The following is a 19193-nucleotide window of genomic DNA, read 5'->3' on the forward strand; positions in this document are numbered from 1 at the left end:
GATTTCGTGGTAATCGGGATGGATCTCAGCTTTCATGGCTCGTCATCACTCGGTTTTGCGCGGCTGTCGCTGGTTTAAACAGCGCCCACCGGCAGGTTTTTAAACATTCAAAAACTTAGCGAAGCAGCGTGATACCGAAGCGTTTGCCAGAAAGCAAGTTTTGTCCGCATCAGCGTTGGTCGAATTTTAGCTCAATCCGGCGGTTACGGAGGCGCGCTTCCGCTGTCTCACCGGTTTCAATCGGCTGGTACTCACCAAAACCCGTCGCGGCCAGGCGCCGCTCTGCGATCCCCTGATCGGCCAGGAACTTCAGGACAGAGATAGCGCGGGCCGACGATAACTCCCAGTTTGAGGGAAACTCAGGCGTGCTAATCGGCACATCATCGGTATGGCCATCAATTCGTAAAATCCAGTTCAGGTCCTCGGGAAATTCAGAGGCCAAATCCTGCAAGGTTACCGCCAACTGGGCCAGTTGCTCCTGACCCGCCGGCTCAAGCACATCACTGCCGGACGCAAAGAGAACTTCGGACTGGAAGACAAAGCGGTCACCGACAATCCGGACATCATCCCGCTCGCCCAGAATCTCTCTAAGGCGGCCAAAGAACTCTGATCGGTAACGGGCCAATTCCTGAACCCGATTGGCGAGCGCCTGGTTCAGCCGCTCACCGAGATTGACGATCTGTGCTTCCTTCTCGGCGATGTCCGCTTCCTGCACCTCTAGCAAGGCATTCAGCCTTGCCAGCTCATCACTAAGCGCGGCCAGCTGGGCATTCAGCGCCTGGATTTGCTGGCGGGAGGCTCTGGTCTCCGCTTCCTGATCACGCAGTGCCTGGAGGGTAAGGTCGACCGTTTCTTCGGTCTCGGCGGTGTTGGCCTGGCTGGTCGCCAAGGCGGCTTCGATTGAGATCAGGCGGTCTTCAAGATTGTCGCGTTCCTCCGTCCGCTCGGCGAGGGCGGCGCGGGTCGCATCACGCTGTTCCGTAGCGGTGGCTAGCTGCTCGGTTAGCTGGGTCAGGGTCAGCTCAAGCTCAGTGTTCTCTGATTGTTGGAGGGCGAGCTGTTCGGTCAGCTGGTTGATTTGGCTGTTCAGGCGATCAAGCTGCAGGTCCCGACCGGTTAGGGCGAATTGCAGGAAGAACTGCGCCATGGTGAACACCAACAGCACAAAGATCACCACCATCAAAAGCGATGACAGGGCATCGACCCAACCGGGCCAAACATTAATCGCGGTGGCGCCATTGCGGCGTGGGGGCAGGGGCATCGGGGCTCAGGCCTCAGCTCTTGCCCTGTTGCGGCGCCAGCCATTGGGGTAGGGGCCGCTGAGGCACCTTGGGCTCGTCCTTTGCCTCACCGCCCGTAACGTCAAGATTGGCCACGGTCTTAGCCAGGATACGGATCTCTGCACGCAGGGCCTCAAGCGTCTCAACCCGCCCTTGCGCGCCCTCATCAAGCAGGCGGTTGAGTTGATTATCCATATTGCGGAGGTGCTGCTGGCTCTCGGTATCGATGCCCATGCGGCCATCGGCGATGGCCTGGTTGATGGCAATCACCAGCGGCGCCACATCGGCCTGGGTCTCGACCAGCTTAGTCATCAGGCTTTGCTGGCCCGCCATATGCTGGTTCAGGGTGCCGAGCGTGCCGTTAATCTCAGTCATCAAATCGGCGGTGCGCTTCTTCTCGGCCTCATTGCTCTCAACCACGGCGCGTAGGCGGTCCAGGTTCTCTGAATTCTGTTCAACGAGCGCGGCAAGATAAGCGGTGGGCACACCGTCCGCATCAACAGCGGAGCCGGTTGAGCTGCTGACTTCTGTGTTCTCAGACAGCCAGTCCTCGAGCTCCATATAGAAACGATTCTGAGCTTGGCCCGCCTGAAGGTCGACAAAACCGAGGATTAGGGAGCCAGCTAGGCCGAAGAGGGAGGAGGAGAATGCGGTGCTCATCCCGGCCAGGGGCGCTTGCAGCCCAGCTTTAAGCTCGGCGAAGACAGTGCCGATATCGCCGCCATCAACCGATAGGCCGCCGACCACAACACCGATGGAGCCAATGGTGGTTAGCAGACCCCAAAAGGTGCCGAGCAGGCCGAGGAAGACGAGCAGGCCAATGCCGTAGCGGTTCAACTCTCGCGTCTCATAGAGCCGGGCCGCAATCCCATCGAGGAGTGAGCGCATGGCGGGCGGACTTAACCGCACCCGATTACTGTCCGTCAAAATGCGGGATAGGGAGGCGAGCAGGACCGGGTCCTTGCCATAGGAGCGATAATCGCCCCGTTGCGCCCGGTCGAGCCAATCAACCTCCGGCGTTAGGCGCCAGACCTCGCGAATGGCGAAGACGATGCCGAGCAAGAGGACGCCGAGGATCAAGCCATTGAGCGCTGGGTTCGCCATAAAGGCGTCAATCAGCGTGCGGAACAGCACCCCGCCAATCACAGCGATGGCCACTAGGAAAATGGCGATACGGATCAGGTACTGGCTTGGTCTTTGGATCATGCTGGCCCGGCAAATCGCGTTTTGATGGTTGGTTTTATAGGCAATTGAACAAGGCAAAGGGATGGCAGCATCAAAACCGCCTGGTTAATCAGAGGCTTCCTTTGCCTTCTTCTTTGCGGCTCGGCGGGCGGCGGTCGGGCTCATCGGCTTTTCCATGCCCACATGCTTCATCAGCTGGGTGTGAATTGGCGTGTTGGCGGCAATGATGTGGCCTGCGTGGTGGCATTTCCGCTCACCTTTCAGGTCGGAGACGATGCCACCGGCTTCACGCACCATGGCGACGCCAGCTGCCACGTCCCAGGCATTCACATCCTTCTCCCAGTAAGCATCGAGCTTACCAGCCGCGACATAGGCAAGGTCGAGGGCGGCAGAGCCGGTGCGGCGAACGCCGGCAACGCTGCGCATGACCTGGCCCAGCGTGCCAAGGATTTCGGAGTGGTCACCACGGCCGATGCCCGGCACATCGGTGGCAACAATCGCCTCATCGAGATGTAAGCGATTGGCAACCCGCATGCGGCGGTCATTCCAGAAGGCACCCTGGCCCTTTTCGGCCCAGAACAGGTCATCCTTAATCGGGTCATAGATGACACCGGCATGGATATCGCTGTCCCGCTCTAGCGCGATGGAGATGCACCAATGGGGGAAGCCGTGGAGGAAGTTAGTCGTGCCATCCAGCGGATCGATGATCCAGGTGTTGGAATGGTCCTTGCCCTCAACGCGGCCGCCCTCTTCAAGCAGGAAGCCAAAATCCGGGCGTGCCTTCTCAAGCGCTTCACGCAGCTTCTTCTCAGCAAACAAATCAGCGGAGGAGACGAAGTCGCTGGGCCCCTTCTTGGAGACCTGCAGGTTCTCAACCTCGCCGAAGTCGCGGGTTAGCCCCTTGGCGGCCTTCTGGGCTGCCTGCACCATCACATTGATAAGTGGGGAGGTATGGGCCATCGGGCCGATCTTTCACGTAACGGTTTAACGGTGCTTATGTCTTACTTCGCACGCTCAACATAGGAGCCGTCTTCCGGCTTCACCACAACCTTGGTGCCCGCCTCAATATGCGGTGGGACCATGATCTTGGCGCCATTCTCAAGCATTGCTGGCTTATAGGAGGAGGAGGCGGTTTGGCCCTTAACAACTGGGTCAGCCTCAGTGATCTCAAGCACAACAGTGGTCGGCAGTTGAACTGACAGCGCTTCGCTCTCAAACATCTGCAGGATGACCTTCATGCCTTCCTGAAGATAGATATTCTGTTCGCCGATGATGTCGCCAGAGACGGACATCTGCTCATAATTGTCGTTGTTCATGAAGGCGAAATTGCCGTCACCCTCATCGTAGAGATACTGATACTCCACCTCATCGAGGCGCGCGCGCTCGACGGTTTCTTGGGTGCGGAAGCGGACATTGGTCTTGGTACCGGTGCGCACATCGCGCATCTCTACCTGCACCACGGAGGCACCCTTACCAGGCTGATAAATCTGGCTTTTCAGAACCTGCCAAAGCTTGCCTTCATGGTCGAGAACGTTGCCGCCACGAATTTCGATCGCGTTGATTTTCATATGCTTGTCGCCGAAAGTCTGCCGGGCCGCTAAACAGGGCCCTTCGGAAAAGGTGGCGGGAAGCTAACAGTAAGCGTCGACAGGCGCAATCGCTGGCCCACCCCATAACTCAACTGGCAGCAATACCATGAGCGAACAGCCCGCAAGCCAACCGGTCTGGCATCCAGATGCAATGGCCGCAAAGCGAGGGAACCTGGAGACCCGCGCCACCATGATCCGGGCCATCCGTGACTACTTCCACGGTCAGGGTTTTGTCGAGTGTGAGACACCGGCTTTGCAGGTAAGTCCAGGGCTTGAGCCGCATTTGCAGGCGTTCCAGGCCGACTTCATCCATATGGATCGAAAGACCCGGCGGCCCTTCTACCTACACACCAGTCCTGAATTCGCGATGAAGAAGCTGTTGGTCGGTGGTTGGGAAAAGCTGTTCCAGATCTGCCGGGTGTTCCGAAACGGCGAACAGGCAGGCCTGCACCAACCAGAATTCACCATGATTGAGTGGTACCGCACCAATGCCGGGTATCGGGACATCATGGCGGATACGGAAGCGATGGTGAAAGCAGCGGCCAAGGCCTGTGGTGTAGATCAGCTTCGGTATGGCAATGCCACCGCCGATCCTCATGGTCCGTGGGATTATCTAAGCGTGGCCGAGGCGTTTGAGCGCCATGTCGGTATCGACATCATGGCGACGATTGGCCCGGATGACTGGAACCCGGATGTCGCCCTTCTGGCACCGGTTGCAAAACAGCTTGGTTATCACGTGGCCGAAGATGATCGCTGGGACGATCTGTTCTTCCGCATCTTCCTAGACCGGATTGAGCCAAAGCTTGGCGTTGGTAAGCCCGCCATACTCTACGACTACCCGATCTCCATGGCCGCCCTGTCGCGCCCCAGCGCCGACAACCCGCGCATGGCAGAGCGGTTCGAGCTCTATATCTGCGGTCTAGAACTCGCCAATGCTTTTGGTGAGCTGACCGACGCTGGCGAGCAACGCCGCCGGTTCGAGGCCGATATGGACCTCAAAGAACAGCTCTATAGTGAGCGTTACCCGATTGATGATGATTTCATCGCCGCACTACATCACGGGATGCCCGATGCGGGCGGCATTGCCCTCGGCATCGACCGGCTGGCGATGGTGCTGGCCGGTGCCAGCCATATTGATCAGGTGTGTTGGCTGCCAATTGATGCGGGCATCGACTAGGCGTCAGCCCATGCCCAATTTGGCGGCGAGTTCGTGATCCCAGAACGTTGCTTCGATCTTATTGCCGTCCAAATCGCGGAGGAAGCAACCGTAATAGGGCTCACCGTAAAGTGGGCGTGGGCCCGGTGGGCCGTCATCCGTCGCACCTGCTTTCAAACAGGCAGCGTGGAACGCATCGACGACCGCTTTTGAGTCCGCGATGAAGGCGAAGTGTTGGCCATTGCCAACCACGGCTGGCTGCTCATCAAATGGTGTTTGAACCCAGAACTCTGGAAACATCTTGCCATAGGCGGCGGCACCCGGATGGGTCATGAGCCGTTTGGCGCCCACGACGGGCATAACCGCATCATAGAATTCAACCGCGCGGTCGAAATCATTCGTGCCGACGGAGACGTGGCTGATGATGCTGGGGGACGTGAACTCGGTATCGGTTGGGGGCGCATCGCTCATTCGGAGAACTCCTGAGCTTTAAGGTGATGGTTAGGGCGTTTTACCGATAGGCGGGGTGGCCGGTGTGGTGGCAGCCTTCTCTCGGTGTTTCTTTTCTAACCATGCAGAGTAGCGCCCTTCAAGCAGCGCATCCGCGGCATCGCGTTCCAGTGTCCCGCGCGCGACTGACCCCTCAATGGCCCGTTCAACAATCCGATTAACCCGCGCCTTCTCACGATCAGCGGCGGATTGTGGCTTAGGCTCAAACTGAGCCTTTTGGGGTGGCAGCGGTGGCCGTTCGCCCATCATGCTAATCGGGGTGTCGTGCAGGGCATCAGCTAAAGGGGCGTATGAGCCACCACCTTCTCGCCCAATGCCGGATCCGCCAGCGCTTGAGGCCATCATGCTTGGGCTGTCTACCGCCGGTTCTTGGCCGCCACGCTGCCGATACCCGGCATAGCGGGCAAGGGAGCCAAAATCGATCCCACCGGCATCGCGCAGGGCGCGGCCGATAATCGACATCCAGTCATTGGCGGTCATCTCACTCATATGGGAAGCCTATGGTTGGTGGTTGAAACCACCAATGCCGAACTGAACCCGGATCAGCTTAGTTTGGATGTATCAAAACAAAGTCCGCGCCTGCCTCGTATAAGGCCTTGGCTTGTTCCGCATCACTGGCGCCATCGGCGACACAGGGCGGCTCCATCATCATCTGCCACCAGCCGACCGTCTCTTTATCGTCCTCACCCTCAAACGGGCCAAAGCAGACATAGTCGGCGCCCTGTTCCGCGGCAGTGATCGCCTCATGCCGGCTGCTGCCGCATTCAATGCCCAGGATCATGTCGGGGCCGATGGCTGCCCGCGCAGCCTTCGCCCCACCTGGCAAATGAACCCCATCACAGTCGAGCGCCTTCGCCACCACCGGATCACCAGCTAGAAGCAAGGCAATATCTCGCGATTGGATGGCTGGCTGTAGCACGGTGATAGCATCGCCGATGACTACTGGATCATCGCTATCGATGGTGACCAACACCGCCGCCGGTGACCAGGTGTCGAGCCAAGCCTCAAGCTGCGGCAGGCCAGCGCGCGCGGCCGCCTCATCGCCATAGGCGGGAAGGGCTAGGTAGTGGGCCAGTGGTGGGCGATCTGGGTCAAATTTATGGTCGGGCATAAGGGCAAGCTGGTTAGGGCATGAACGGCAAACAGGGCGGGATGGTGCCCGCCCTGTCGATCTGCCCGCTTCACCATCACAAATCAATCGCAACGGTGGCTCTGCGGCTATTTTATTGGGTCGTTACGCCGCCCGCATGTTTTGAAGGAAGCGCTGGACCTCATCATGCAAGGTGGTGGTTTGTTGCGACAGCTCGCTGGCAGCACCCAACACATCCGAGGATGCGCGGCCAGTTTCATCGGCGGCTTGGCTTACATCACCCACACTTGAGGCAACGCTGGCCGTGCCGTTTGCGGCCTGACCGGCATTTTGGGCAATCTCACGGGTCGCCACATCCTGCTGGTCCATCGCTTCATTGATCGCCTCTGTGATGTCGGCCATCTGCTGAATGGTCTCGCCAATGCTCGCAATGGCATCCACGGACTCACTGGCGACCTGTTGGACCGTACCAATCTGTTTGCCGATCTCTTCAGTCGCCTTCGCCGTTTGATTAGCGAGGCCCTTCACCTCAGAGGCCACCACGGCGAAGCCTTTACCAGCCTCGCCAGCACGAGCGGCTTCAATCGTTGCGTTGAGTGCCAGAAGGTTGGTTTGCTCTGCGATATCCTGGATCAGGATAATGACCTCGTTGATAGACTGCGCCGCATCCGAGAGGCCCTGAATGGTCTCATTGGTCTTGGTCGCTTCGCGGGATGCTTTCTGGGCAATCTCTGAGCCGTTCATGACCTGGCGATTTACTTCCGCGATCGAGCTGGAAAGCTCTTCGGAGGCTGCCGCCATGGTTTGAACGTTTGAGTTTGCCTGATCGGTTGCGGAGGCAGCAGCCACGGTCTGACGGCTTGTCTCCTCAGCAATCGCGGTCATGCTTTCTGCCGATGCCTTCATCTCGTCAGCGGCGGCACCAAGGCTTTGGATCACGCTGCCAACGCTTGCCTCGAAAGACGAAGCCATTTGATCCATGGCAGCTTGCTTCTCAGCTTCTGCTTGGGCTTTGCGGGCCTCTTCCTCGGCCTGCATCTCCTGAACGCGCAGCCCGTTCTCTTTGAACACCGCAACCGTCTTGGCCATGGCACCAATCTCATCGCCGCGATCTTGATCCGGGATGGCGACTGTTAGGTTGCCGCCAGCGATATCCTCCATCACCGACGTCATTTCATTGATTGGCTGGCTGGTGGCCCGGGCGATTAGAAGTGCAGCCCCTGCTGCTAGTAGGGCACCAACTGCCATCAGAAGGAGCGCTTGTGTTAGGGAGCTAACTACAATGTCATGGGTTGCATCACCTGTGGTTTTGGTTTCAGCCTGGACGCTCTCAAGCAGTTGAACGAGAAGTCCAGCAACCTCAGGGCCGATCTGGTCGAGCTGACCGGTGATTAGGCTGTTACGCTCAGTGATGGCCGTGACTGCACCTTCAAATGCAGTCCCATACTGTTCCATTAACGTGCGGGTTTCAGTTGCCAGGGCCCGTCGGGTCGGGTTCTGAAGCCGAATGAGCAGATCCCCAATGGCGGAGGCGGTATTGGCCAGCTCAGCTTGGGTGCGGGTGATTGCTTCTGGCTCATTCGTTTGCAAGAACCGCTCAGCGTAGAAGCGAGCCAGCATCAAGTTTTGTTGGGCCAAGCCAGCATAGTAAGCAGCCTCGGCATCGTTATCCCGGAATGCGCTGGCCATGATCTCGCTCAGCTTCTTTCGGGCCTCAGGACCAATGAGGTTCAGCTGCTCCAGAACAAAGCTATTTCGCTCAGCCTGCTTGGCGGCCACCTCATAAAAGGCTTCTGAATAGGTCTCCATACTCGACTGCACTTGGGTCAGCAGCTGAACGCGCTCAGGCGCCTGAATTGAGGCATTAGCCTGCTGGAGGTAGCCGTCGACTTTCTCTAGCCGAGATTTAACGGCATCAATCTCTGCTTGGCCGCCGGAGATAACAAAGTTCTTCACCGCTAACCGGGCAAACAGTAGCTCAGTCTCAAGCTTTGCCGTGATTGAGCTGTCATCTGACATTGCCTCGAATGTTTCGAGGCTGCCGAGCACCTTGTTGAAGCCGAGGCTGGCGGATACGCCAATGCTGATCAGAATGGCGACCACCAAACCGAACCCGATGCCGAGTTTGGTGGCGATCGAAAGGTCCTTGAACCGAAACGACACCTTCTTGGGTGTATCGGCTGCTTGCATGCTCATCATGATTTTACTCTCCAACCGGGATCAATGGCATAGGCGGCCAGTTGGTTGACCTGCCCGTATTCGACCCACAGGGTGCGCAAAATCAGTTAATCGAGGGTTTATTTGCCCCAAACATACAAAACGGCCGGGGCAGTTGCCTGCCGCCGGCCGCTCTGAATTCGTTTGTCTGAGGGGCTAAGGGTTACTCAGCGCCCTTGAAGATATCGATCATCTTAGCCAGCACCTCGAGCGACTCTTCGCGTGGGCGTTGGAAGACGTTGCGGCCAATAATGGAGCCATTGCCACCGCCTTGTTGAATGGCGCGGGCATCTTCGTAGAGACCCTCGGTGCCCTTCTTGCCGCCACCGGAGAAGATGACGAGACGGCGACCGTCATAGCAAGACTTCACGACATGCTCGACGCGCTTGGTCAGGGTGCTGACATCAATCTTCTCGTCCTCATAAACCTTCTTGGCTTCTTTGAGTTCGATGAAGTCGGTCGGCAGTTTCACCTTCACGATGTTAGCGCCGAGCATACAGGCCATGTGCGCACCATAGGCAATCACGTCGACAGCGGTTTCACCGTCTTTGGTCATCGAACCACCACGTGGGTAGGACCAAACAACGGTGGCAAGGCCAGCGGACTTAGCTTCCAAGGTTAGGTCGCGCAGCTCTTCGAACTGGTCGTAAGCGGCGTCGGAGCCTGGGTAGATGGTAAAGCCGATAGCGGAGCAGCCAAGGCGCAGCGCATCATCGATTGTGGCCGTAACGGCCTGGTCAGCATCTTCCTTCTGGCGGGACAGGCTATTAGCGCTGTTCATCTTCAGGATCAATGGCATCTGGCCAGCAAAGGTATCGGCCACGCATTCCAGCATGCCGAGTGGGGCAGCATAACCAGACAGGCCAGCATCGAGTGCTAGCTGTGGGTGATACATTGGGTCATAGCCAGCAGGATTGGCGGCGAATGACCGCGCGGGACCGTGCTCAAAGCCTTGGTCAACTGGCAGGATGATCAGCTTGCCGGTGCCTTTCAGCTTACCTTCCATGAGGAAGCGGGCGATGTTGGCTTTAACGCCTGGGCTTTCGGTTTCGTAGTAGCTGAGGATCTTGCGGACGCGCTGGGTCGTTTTCATGGTTTTGGTTGTCTCTCGGATAGGTGCTCATGATGAGCGGCAGGTGGGCGGTTGATCCGACCATTCGGGCGCGGTTTTGCCATGATGAGAGCGGCCGGACAAGTACTCTTGCCCGGCCGCTGCCCAGTATTCGTCGATTATCGGTGTTAAGCCGCGCGGCGGATTGCCTGACGCAGGGTCTCAACCAACTGCTCGATATGCTGTTCTTCCATGATCAGTGGCGGTGACATGGCGATGGTATCGCCGGTGAACCGCACCACCACATCATTGTGCCAGCAATCGAGGAATACATCGTAAGCACGCTTGGTTGGCGTGCCCGCAACGGGCTCAAGCTCAACGGCGCCGATCATCCCCATATTGCGGATGTCGATGACATTTGGCTCGTTCTTCAGGCTGTGCAGGGCTTCCTCAAACTTCGGTGCCATCTTAGCCGCATGGTCGAACAGCCCCTCATCCCGATAGATATCGAGGGTGGCAAGCCCGGCCGCTGCTGCCAGCGGGTGGCCCGAATAGGTGTAGCCATGGAAGAACTCAATCATGTGATCCGGCCCTTGCATGAAGGCGTTGTAGATATCGGCAGACACAGCGGTCGCGCCCATGGGTACGACACCATTAGTGATGCCCTTGGCCATGGTCATGATATCCGGCGTGATGCCGAAATACTCAGCCGCCGTGGCGGTACCCAATCGGCCAAAGCCGCAGATCACCTCATCAAAGATCAGCAGCAAGCCATGCTTGTCACAGATCTCCCGCAGACGTTCGAGATAGCCTTTCGGTGGCACCAACACACCGGTGGACCCGGCAATCGGCTCAACGATCACGGCTGCAATGGTTGATGCATCATGCAGGGCGACGATGTCTTCCAGCTGATCGGCCAGATGCGCACCCCATTCGGGCTGACCTTTTGAGAAGGCCTGATGCTCCTTATGGTGGGTGTGTGGCAGGTGATCGACATGGGGCAGTAGCGCACCGTTGAAGGTCTTCCGGTTATACGGCATGCCGCCAACCGAAATGCCGCCAAAGCCGACACCGTGATAACCACGCTCACGCCCGATAAGACGCGTGCGCTGACCCTCACCGCGGGCGCGGTGATAGCCAATGGCAATCTTCAGTGCCGTATCCACAGCCTCTGAGCCAGAGTTCGAGAAGAACACATGGTCCAGGCCTTGCGGCAGGATGGTGGTTAGGCGGCTCGCCATCTCAAAGGCTTTGGGGTGGCCCATTTGGAAGGCTGGGACATAGTCCAGCTCAGCTAGCTGTGCGTTCACTGCATCGGCAATGGGTTTGCGGTTGTGGCCCGCATTCACGCACCACAGACCGGCCGCGCCATCTAGCAATTGTCGACCATCTTGCCCAGTATAGTACATGCCGTCGGCACCGACGATCATGCGTGGGTCAGCCTTGAACTGCCGGTTCGGGGTGAACGGCATCCAATACGCTTCCAAATCATTTGGGGCGGTAGGCAGGGTTTTTGGATCGACTTGCTTATTCATGGCGATACGTGTCCCGAAAAATGCCCCAACAAAGCGTCAGCCAGTGGGGCGGTGGATTATGGTTTTGGTTTAACTGCAAGCGGTGAAGCGGCCTGACCATTCAGCAGCCAGGTTGGGGGCAGCACTGCATTGCAATATCCTGCCAGAGTAGGGCCGGTTGATGACGGCTCCAAGCAAGTTTTTCAGCTTTATTCAGTCGGCTTGCTTGGCCGCTTCGATGCCTTGCCTTTAGGTGCCGTTTTGGCACTCGTTGGTCGGAGCTTTTTTGCAGGTTGATCTGACTTGGATGTGGGCTTCTTCGCAGTCGCTTTATTCCTTGCGGTGCTGGTACTGGCCGCCTTTGCTTTCGCGGTCATTACCTCTTCGCGCGCAGCCTCTGTACGGCGTGTCCGCTCAGCCTGAAACTCGGCATCAAAAGTGCGCACCTCGCTGGCTGATAACCAGTCATGGAGGGCTAGGCGGCGCTTATTAAAGTTGGCCGCAAAGAAGCCCAGGCCAAGTGTGAAGAAGGTGATGAAATGCGCCAATGTCCGCCAGGCGGCTTGGCCGAATGACAGGGCATTTCCATGGCGATCAGTTATCATGATCTTGCACCAGCGCATGCCTGGGGTTGCCTGCCACCGGCTCGCCGTGAACATCGAAAAATAGATCATTGGCAACAGGAATGAGAGCCAGAATAGCGGCTGAAAATTGCCAAGCTGAGCAACCCAATGCTCGAGGATCATGGCCATGGCCTCCTCTTGCGTTGGTATCCGATCAATAGTGCTCGTCGGCATGCCTGAGGCGTCCAAGGTGATCTGCAAGGCTGGCGGGATCATCTCGAATGCTGGTGCCGGAAAGAAGATGTTCAGAAGGAAGGCGAACAGAAACGACAGCATGGTGAGCAGAAGGTGATCGACCGTATAGGCGATGGCCCGCTTACCGGTTGATGGATAGACATCGCGTCGGCCACGCTTCTTGGAAGCCATACGTGCCTGAAGGCCAGCGGAGTCTGGGGTATCGAACTGTGTAGACATTGATGACCTAAAAGATGCTGCCGTCGAAACGGCTTCCCACATATTGCTATTTTGCGCTTTTCCAGGCCCAGGCGCCACGTTCACCGTGATAGAGGATCAGGTGATTAAGCGATTTGAGTACCATGGGCCACACTCGCTTGCCATATAGCGCAAGGTCCAAAACTTCAGAAGCATTCAGGGGTGCCAAAATCATGCAACGCGACGAAAGAAACGCGATTTGGCGACGGGGCTTAAAAGCCCTTTGTCTTTGTTTAGGTCTGCTGGTTGGTAGCGGCATGGGCAGCGGTGATGTCGTGGCCCAGACCAACGGTCTTGCCCGCAGCGGTACTGGCGACCGGGCAATGGTTGTGACCGCCCATCCGATTGCCAGTCAGGTGGGGATGGCAATGCTGGCCGCCGGTGGTAGTGCTGCCGATGCGGCGGTGGCGATCCAGACTGTTCTGACCCTCGTTGAGCCGCAGTCATCTGGCCTTGGTGGTGGTGCCTTTGCCCTTCATTGGCGTGCCGATCAGCTTCTGTTGGATAGCTATGACGGGCGCGAAACCGCCCCTATGAGTGCCGCGGGCGATTTGTTTCTCAAGGATGATGGCGACCCAATGCCGTTCTGGGATGCGGTCATCGGTGGCCGCTCCGTTGGTACGCCTGGCACGGTCCGGCTGCTTGAGCGTCTTCACCAGGATCATGGTCGGATTGATTGGGAAATCTTGCTTCAACCTGCAATCGGCCTCGCCGAGACCGGTTTTCCGATCTCACCACGGCTCCATGCCAGCATCGATGCGGCCCAGGGGCTGTTTGATGACAGTGTTACCGCAGCATACTTCTTTGGCTTAGATGGCCGTCCAAGGCCGGTTGGTCATATCCTCAAAAATCAGCCCTATGCCGATCTTCTCACACGGATCGCACGGGAAGGTGGCGATGCCTTCTATAAAGGGCCTATTGCGGAGGACATCGTTGAGAAGGTTCAGGGCCACCCCGTGAACCCAGGTTTGCTGTCGATTGAAGATATGGCGGCATATCGAGCGGTTCGGCGGGCGCCTGTTTGTGGCTTGTTTCGGGTCTACCGTGTTTGTGGCATGGGTCCCCCCAGCTCTGGTGGTCTAACCGTCGGTCAGATATTGGGCATCTATGATGCTGCCACCATGGCCAAAGGACCGGCCGGGGCCAATTTGGTGCCCGGCGGCAGTGTGTCTGACCATATCTATGCCGAGGCATCCCGTTTGGCTTATGCGGATCGCGGTCAGTATATGGCGGATGCTGACTATGTATCGGTGCCTGAGAAGGCGCTGTTAGATCCGGATTATCTTGCTCAACGCGCTGCCCTCATTGATTTGGTTGGTGCCATGGATGGCCGGGCGGAGGCTGGTGAATATCCGGCCACGCAGATGGCCGCTATGGCCGGGGCAGATGGCACCCAGAAGGATCACGGGACCACCCATTTCACCGTTGTTGATGCTGATGGGAATATCGTTTCCTACACCGGCAGTATCGAGAGCGCCTTCGGTTCACGCCAGATGGTTCATGGCATTCTTTTGAATAACCAGCTCACTGACTTCTCGTTCCGGCCAATGGATGAGGCGGGCAAACCGATTGCCAACCGGGTAGAGCCTGGCAAGCGGCCACGCAGCTCAATGGCGCCAACCATTGTGTTTGACCACTTGTATCATCCAACCCTGGCGATTGGATCGCCGGGCGGCAGCCGGATCATTGGTTATGTTGCGAGGGCTATTTTGCACATTCTCGATGGCGGCTTGAGCCCAGCTGAAGCAGTCGCCCAGCCCCATATCGGCAACCGTAATAGCAAGACCGAAATTGAGCAGGGCGCGGCCGGTGATCCGTTTGCCCAAGGCCTCGCCCTAAAGGGGCATGAGGTGGTCCGGCCAAGTATGGTCAGTGGCCTCCATGCCATTCAGTTTCAGCGTGATGCTGAGGGCAATATGCGGCTGGTCGGCGGCGCGGATCCACGCCGAGAAGGACATGTGGTTGGCAATTAACTGGTTCGATTTCTAGCCAATCCACAGCCTGCTTTAAGCTTTCGGAAAGCGGCTGCGGCCTAGTCTGGTGCCACACTAACTGTTCTATCAGGAGCAGCCAGTATGGCCTATGAACCCCCACGCCCCTATCGCATTGAACGACAACGCGATGGCAAACCGGTTGCCGCGCAGAAACCAGCGCAACCAAAGACACCAGCCCCATCGACCCATGATCACCTTGATCAGTTAATGGCGGCTATCAGCCGGGTGGAAAGCCGTATCACGGTCATTGCCGATCGCCTTGATGATGACCCTGACACACACGCTAATTTTACGGCCCCAAGCGCCGATCAATCAGAGGGGGGTGGCCCAGATTTCGGCCGCGACCTGGTTCGCGATTTCCGTTCCATCTCTGCTGGTAACCGTCGCATTGATGGGGCTGCTGACGAGCTCACCTCAGTAATCAAAAGCACAGAGCAGGCGACGGAGGAGATCCTGACGGCCTGTGAGGCGATTGATGAGGTTGCCACCGATCTGGGCCAGCAGCTGGCAAACATCGACGCCGCGGAGCATCTGGCACCAGAGATGAATACCATCCGCGATCAGGTTGTGCGGATATTCCAGGCCTCAAGCTTCCAAGACCTGACGGGGCAGCGGCTATCCAACGTCACCCAAATTCTGAACTCGGTAGAGTCTCGTCTGCAGGATGTGGAGCGTGCGATGGGCGTTGATCACAGCGCGGATGATAGCGGCGATGAAGAGGTCGCTTGCGGTGATCCCAATGATAAGCACTTTGATGAGAGTGGCTTGCTCAATGGCCCAGCCGATGACGGCATCAGCCAAGACGACATAGATAAGCTGTTCGGCTGACTTAACAGCGGAACAGCTCTCCTAAACTCTGATTGTACTGAGATTACTCAGCGGCGATGTCTGGTCGCTCAGCTGGTGGGCGGCGATCATTGGCCGCTTCACGATCATAAACATCGGCAAACCGCTCAAGATAGCCGAGCAGGTCTGGCACATACTGGTCATCCAACCGGTAATAGATGTTCTGTGCATCCCGACGGGTCGCCACCAACTCATCACGGCGTAGGCGTGCCAGATGCTGTGATAGGGCCGATTGGCTGATACCGATCAGGTTCTGAAGGTCGGTCACGGTTTTCTCACCCTCGGCAAGTTCGCAAAGGATGGACAGACGACGTGCATTCGCGACGGCCTTCAAAAGCCGGGCAACGCCGCCGGCTTGTTCGCGCAGAATACGAAATGGCATTGGTCAACCTTAGGTGGCAATCAACGATGAACTTCAACTAGGTTAAGTATGCAGGAGATCAACCGTATGCATTAGAAAAAATGCAATTAAGGGTTGAGTAATATGCGCTGGCTACTCGGCAGCCGCGACATTCCCGCCTTGATTTGCGGATGTCCCACCCGCATCGGCCGTTGTATCTCGCCCTTCGATAAGCGGCGCAACCAGGCCCAAAAGTGGCGGAATCACCGCCAAGGTCAGTACCGCTGAGAGCGACAGACCGCCCAGAACCACTGACCCTAAACCACGATATAGTTCGGAACCGGCACCGGGAAAGAGCACGAGTGGCAGGATTCCGAAAATACTGGTCATCGATGACATAAAGATGGGGCGGATACGGTTGGTGGTGGCATCAATGATCGCGGCCTCAACCCCCATGCCGTCATGGCGCAGGTGGTGCAGCGTCTGGTGGACCAACAGGATAGCGTTGTTCACCACAATCCCGACCAGGATGACGAAGCCCAGCATTGTCAGCATGTCCAACTGCTGCAGCGTAAAGAGATTGAGGACAGCCAGGCCACCAATGCCGCCAGCGGTCGCCAGTGGCACTGACACCATGATGATCAGCGGGTACCAGAAGCTTTCAAACAGTACCGCCATCACCAGATAGACGATGATCAGCGCGATTAAGAGGTCGAGCACAATCTCGTTCCAGGTCTCGGTCAACTGATCCGCCGTACCTGATAGCCGCATATTGATCCCGGCGGGCACGCCCTCATTACTCAACCTGTCGATCACATCGCGCTGCAGGATCTCCATCGCGGCCTCAAGGGCGAGGGCATTTGATGGCCGGACCTCCAGCGTCACCGTTCTTAGGCGCTCACGATGCCGTATCTCTGTAGGGCCTGCCGTAACCTGCACATCGGCGAGGCTGGCAGCGGGCACGATGCGCCCTTCGCGGGTCACGACCGGCAGGTTGCCAATGTCCTGTGTGGCCCCAGTTTCGGTGTTTTCACCGCGCAGGGTCAGATCGATCCGCTCGCCGCCAACCGTGATCTCAGCAACCCGCAGCCCATCATTAAAGGCATCGATGGTGGCGCCAAAATCCCTGGTGTTGAGGCCGTTATCGGCGAGGCGCAGCGGGTCGGGGATCAACCGAACCTCAGGCGCGCCAAGCTCTAGGCCAGGCTGTGGGCGGAATTGATGGCCCTCGGCTGGTGGGAAGGTTTCGCGCAGGATGTTGGCGGCACGTTGGGCCACATCCAGGATGGTCGGTAGATCCGGGCCAGAGATGTCGAGGTCGATTGACCGGCCACCGCCAATGCCGCGACCAAACAGCGATGGTTGGGTGATGAAGCCAAAGGTGCCCGGCTCTTCAAAGATCGGGGCGCCGACAACCGGGATAAGCTCCGACACGCGAGAGGCCTGATCATCCGTGGCGGCACTGCCAAAGAATAGCTGTGTGCGCAGAGCGACGAAAAAGAAGTGCTGCATCTTCGGCGGTTCACCAGGCTCAGCCTCTGGGCCAGTCTCTCTGGCCCAAAGATGCCGGGTCGCGCTCTCCACCTTCTCTGCGATCTCGGTTGAGGTGTCGAGATTGTAACCGGGTGGTGGTAGGGCGACGCCAAAGATCAGATTGCGGTTCCCCTCCGGAAGGTACTCAAGCTTAGGCAGGAAGGCCCAGGTCGCGACCGCCGCCAAACCGGAGATGCCAACCACCACGCCAATCGCTAGGGGGCGGTTGCTAATCACCTGCTTGGTCAGGCCAACAACGCTGTCCTTAAACTTGGCCGCCATGGGGTCAATGACGGGGAGGCGCACAACCTCCTTACCCTCGGGCATGCGTCGTAATAGGCGAGAGCCGAGCGCTGGGATCACCGTCACGGCAACAATAAGGGACAGGACCACAGAGACTGAGATCGCAACCGCGATGTCGCGGAACAGCTGACCAACCTCAAGCTCCATCACCAGGATGGGAATGAACACCATCACGGTGGTGAGTGAGGAGACGAGTACCGCCCCCCATACCTGTGAGGTGCCCTGATAGGCGGCTTCACGCGCACTTAACCCGCGTTGTCGCAGTCGGAAGATATTCTCCAGCACCACAATGGCGGCGTCGACCACCATACCAACAGCGAAGGCAAGACCGGCAAGGGAGATGACATTGATTGATCGCCCAAGTGCCGCCATGGCGACGAATGAGCCAATGATTGAGACGGGGATCGCCAAGCTGACAATCAGTGTTGGTCGCCAGGAACGGAGGAACAGCAGCAGTATCGACCCCGCCAGCAGGCCACCGAACAGGATGTTCTGCTGCACCAGATCGATCGCTGAGTTGATGTAGATCGTCTCGTCATAGACTTGGGTCAGCACCAGCCCGGCATTGGGGAGGGCATTGGCGTTTAGCTCATCCACCGCCTCGGCAATGCCGGCCATGGTCTCAATCACATTGGCGCCGGTTTCACGCACCGCATTAAAGGCGATGGAGGGTTCGCCCAGCTGGCGAATACGCGCCGTACTCTCTTTGAAGCCAAACTCGACCTGGGCGATGTCGCCGACGGTGACCCGGGCAACCCGGCCGGTCTCCTCATCGACCTCTGAGCGGATGATGACCTCACGCACCTGGTCTAGGGTTTCAAAGTCGCCCTCTGTACGGACCACGTAGCGGCGCTTACCCTCGTTAATGTCACCGGCGGATACTGAGGCGTTTGCTGCCCGAAGTGATGCAACCATATCCGGGACGGTGATGCCGTATTGGGCCATGGCGTTGGGGTTAACGCTGATCTGCATCTCCCGCTCAACACCACCAAAGACATTGACCCGGCTGACGCCTGGCACACGCTCGATGCGGTCCTGAATGATATCTTCAACAAACTCACGATAGGTCCAGATGGCCCGGTTGTTGCCGGGTGCCGCCCGCAGGTGGAACCAGGCGATGGGGCTATCCTCTGCCGCTGAGGTGTCGAGCACCGGCTGGTCAGCCTCGGCCGGGTAACCATCAACCCGGTCTAGGCGATTGGCGACCAAGAGCAGTGAGCGGCTCATATCCGCGCCGACATTGAACTCGAGCGTAATCTCCCCCTCATCATTGCGGGAGCGGCTGGTCATTTTGACCAAGCCATCGAGGCCCTTCAGCTCTTCTTCCTGAAGATTGACGATCTCGCGCTCAACCTCCGCTGGGGCAGCACCGGGCCAACGGGTTTCCACCGTGATGATTGGGCGGTTCACATCCGGTGCCAGCTGGATTGGGATGCTCTGCAGCGCCACGGCGCCAAACATGATGACCATGGCCACACCGGCCAGGATGGCGATGGGGCGCTCAATGGCGATGCGGATCAAGTTCATGCT

16 protein-coding genes are annotated in these 19193 nt (G+C 57.9%); 3 read left to right on the forward strand and 13 right to left on the reverse strand.

The window, feature by feature from the left end; all coding sequences use genetic code 11:
• Window positions 1-169: 169 nt before the first annotated feature.
• The 4 genes from KI792_07550 to efp all read right to left on the reverse strand — a co-directional run bounded on the left by KI792_07550 (window position 170) and on the right by efp (window position 4033).
• Window positions 170-1261: a peptidoglycan -binding protein gene (locus KI792_07550; GenBank protein ID MBV6632871.1), complete on the reverse strand. Its 1092-nt coding sequence runs from the start codon at window positions 1259-1261 to the stop codon at window positions 170-172.
• Between the two features lie 13 nt (window positions 1262-1274).
• Complete coding sequence (locus KI792_07555; GenBank protein MBV6632872.1) at window positions 1275-2486, reverse strand: flagellar motor protein MotA; 1212 nt, start codon at window positions 2484-2486, stop codon at window positions 1275-1277.
• 84 nt (window positions 2487-2570) lie between these two features.
• On the reverse strand, window positions 2571-3425 hold the full coding sequence (locus tag KI792_07560; GenBank protein ID MBV6632873.1) for an inositol monophosphatase: 855 nt from the start codon (window positions 3423-3425) through the stop codon (window positions 2571-2573).
• A 41-nt stretch (window positions 3426-3466) separates the two neighbouring features.
• Window positions 3467-4033, reverse strand: a complete 567-nt coding sequence (gene efp / locus KI792_07565; protein MBV6632874.1) for an elongation factor P — start codon at window positions 4031-4033, stop codon at window positions 3467-3469.
• Window positions 4034-4160: 127 nt separating this feature from the next.
• Between efp and genX the strand changes: the two genes are divergently transcribed.
• Entirely contained in the window at window positions 4161-5231 is a 1071-nt protein-coding gene (genX, locus tag KI792_07570; GenBank protein ID MBV6632875.1) for an EF-P lysine aminoacylase GenX, read from the forward strand.
• A 3-nt stretch (window positions 5232-5234) separates the two neighbouring features.
• Here the strand turns inward: genX and KI792_07575 are convergent, their stop codons facing one another.
• The 7 genes from KI792_07575 to KI792_07605 all read right to left on the reverse strand — a co-directional run bounded on the left by KI792_07575 (window position 5235) and on the right by KI792_07605 (window position 12629).
• Window positions 5235-5681, reverse strand: coding sequence for a VOC family protein (locus KI792_07575; GenBank protein ID MBV6632876.1), 447 nt, complete (start codon window positions 5679-5681; stop codon window positions 5235-5237).
• Window positions 5682-5711: 30 nt separating this feature from the next.
• Entirely contained in the window at window positions 5712-6209 is a 498-nt protein-coding gene (locus KI792_07580; GenBank protein ID MBV6632877.1) for a hypothetical protein, read from the reverse strand.
• 58 nt (window positions 6210-6267) lie between these two features.
• Window positions 6268-6831, reverse strand: a complete 564-nt coding sequence (locus KI792_07585) for a thiamine phosphate synthase (GenBank protein ID MBV6632878.1) — start codon at window positions 6829-6831, stop codon at window positions 6268-6270.
• 123 nt (window positions 6832-6954) lie between these two features.
• Window positions 6955-9006 carry a HAMP domain-containing protein gene (locus tag KI792_07590; GenBank protein MBV6632879.1) on the reverse strand — a complete coding sequence of 684 codons (2052 nt, stop codon included), beginning with the start codon at window positions 9004-9006 and terminating at the stop codon, window positions 6955-6957.
• 184 nt (window positions 9007-9190) lie between these two features.
• Window positions 9191-10120 (reverse strand): class I fructose-bisphosphate aldolase, encoded by a 930-nt coding sequence (locus KI792_07595; protein MBV6632880.1) that lies wholly within the window; start codon window positions 10118-10120, stop codon window positions 9191-9193.
• Between the two features lie 146 nt (window positions 10121-10266).
• Window positions 10267-11613: an aspartate aminotransferase family protein gene (locus tag KI792_07600; GenBank protein MBV6632881.1), complete on the reverse strand. Its 1347-nt coding sequence runs from the start codon at window positions 11611-11613 to the stop codon at window positions 10267-10269.
• 188 nt (window positions 11614-11801) lie between these two features.
• Window positions 11802-12629 (reverse strand): RDD family protein, encoded by an 828-nt coding sequence (locus tag KI792_07605; GenBank protein ID MBV6632882.1) that lies wholly within the window; start codon window positions 12627-12629, stop codon window positions 11802-11804.
• 275 nt (window positions 12630-12904) lie between these two features.
• Here KI792_07605 and ggt point away from each other — a divergent pair, with 275 nt between their 5' ends.
• Both ggt and KI792_07615 read left to right on the forward strand, forming a co-directional pair.
• Window positions 12905-14620 carry a gamma-glutamyltransferase gene (gene ggt, locus KI792_07610; GenBank protein ID MBV6632883.1) on the forward strand — a complete coding sequence of 572 codons (1716 nt, stop codon included), beginning with the start codon at window positions 12905-12907 and terminating at the stop codon, window positions 14618-14620.
• A 102-nt stretch (window positions 14621-14722) separates the two neighbouring features.
• Complete coding sequence (locus KI792_07615) at window positions 14723-15469, forward strand: protein phosphatase CheZ (GenBank protein MBV6632884.1); 747 nt, start codon at window positions 14723-14725, stop codon at window positions 15467-15469.
• A 43-nt stretch (window positions 15470-15512) separates the two neighbouring features.
• Here KI792_07615 and KI792_07620 read toward each other — a convergent pair whose 3' ends face one another.
• Together KI792_07620 and KI792_07625 are read right to left on the reverse strand one after the other, a co-directional pair.
• On the reverse strand, window positions 15513-15869 hold the full coding sequence (locus KI792_07620) for a helix-turn-helix transcriptional regulator (GenBank protein MBV6632885.1): 357 nt from the start codon (window positions 15867-15869) through the stop codon (window positions 15513-15515).
• Window positions 15870-15980: 111 nt separating this feature from the next.
• Window positions 15981-19190 carry an efflux RND transporter permease subunit gene (locus tag KI792_07625; GenBank protein MBV6632886.1) on the reverse strand — a complete coding sequence of 1070 codons (3210 nt, stop codon included), beginning with the start codon at window positions 19188-19190 and terminating at the stop codon, window positions 15981-15983.
• Between the last annotated feature and the right edge of the window lie 3 nt (window positions 19191-19193).

This window comes from Alphaproteobacteria bacterium SS10, assembly GCA_019192455.1.
GTDB lineage: Bacteria > Pseudomonadota > Alphaproteobacteria > TMED2 > TMED2 > TMED2.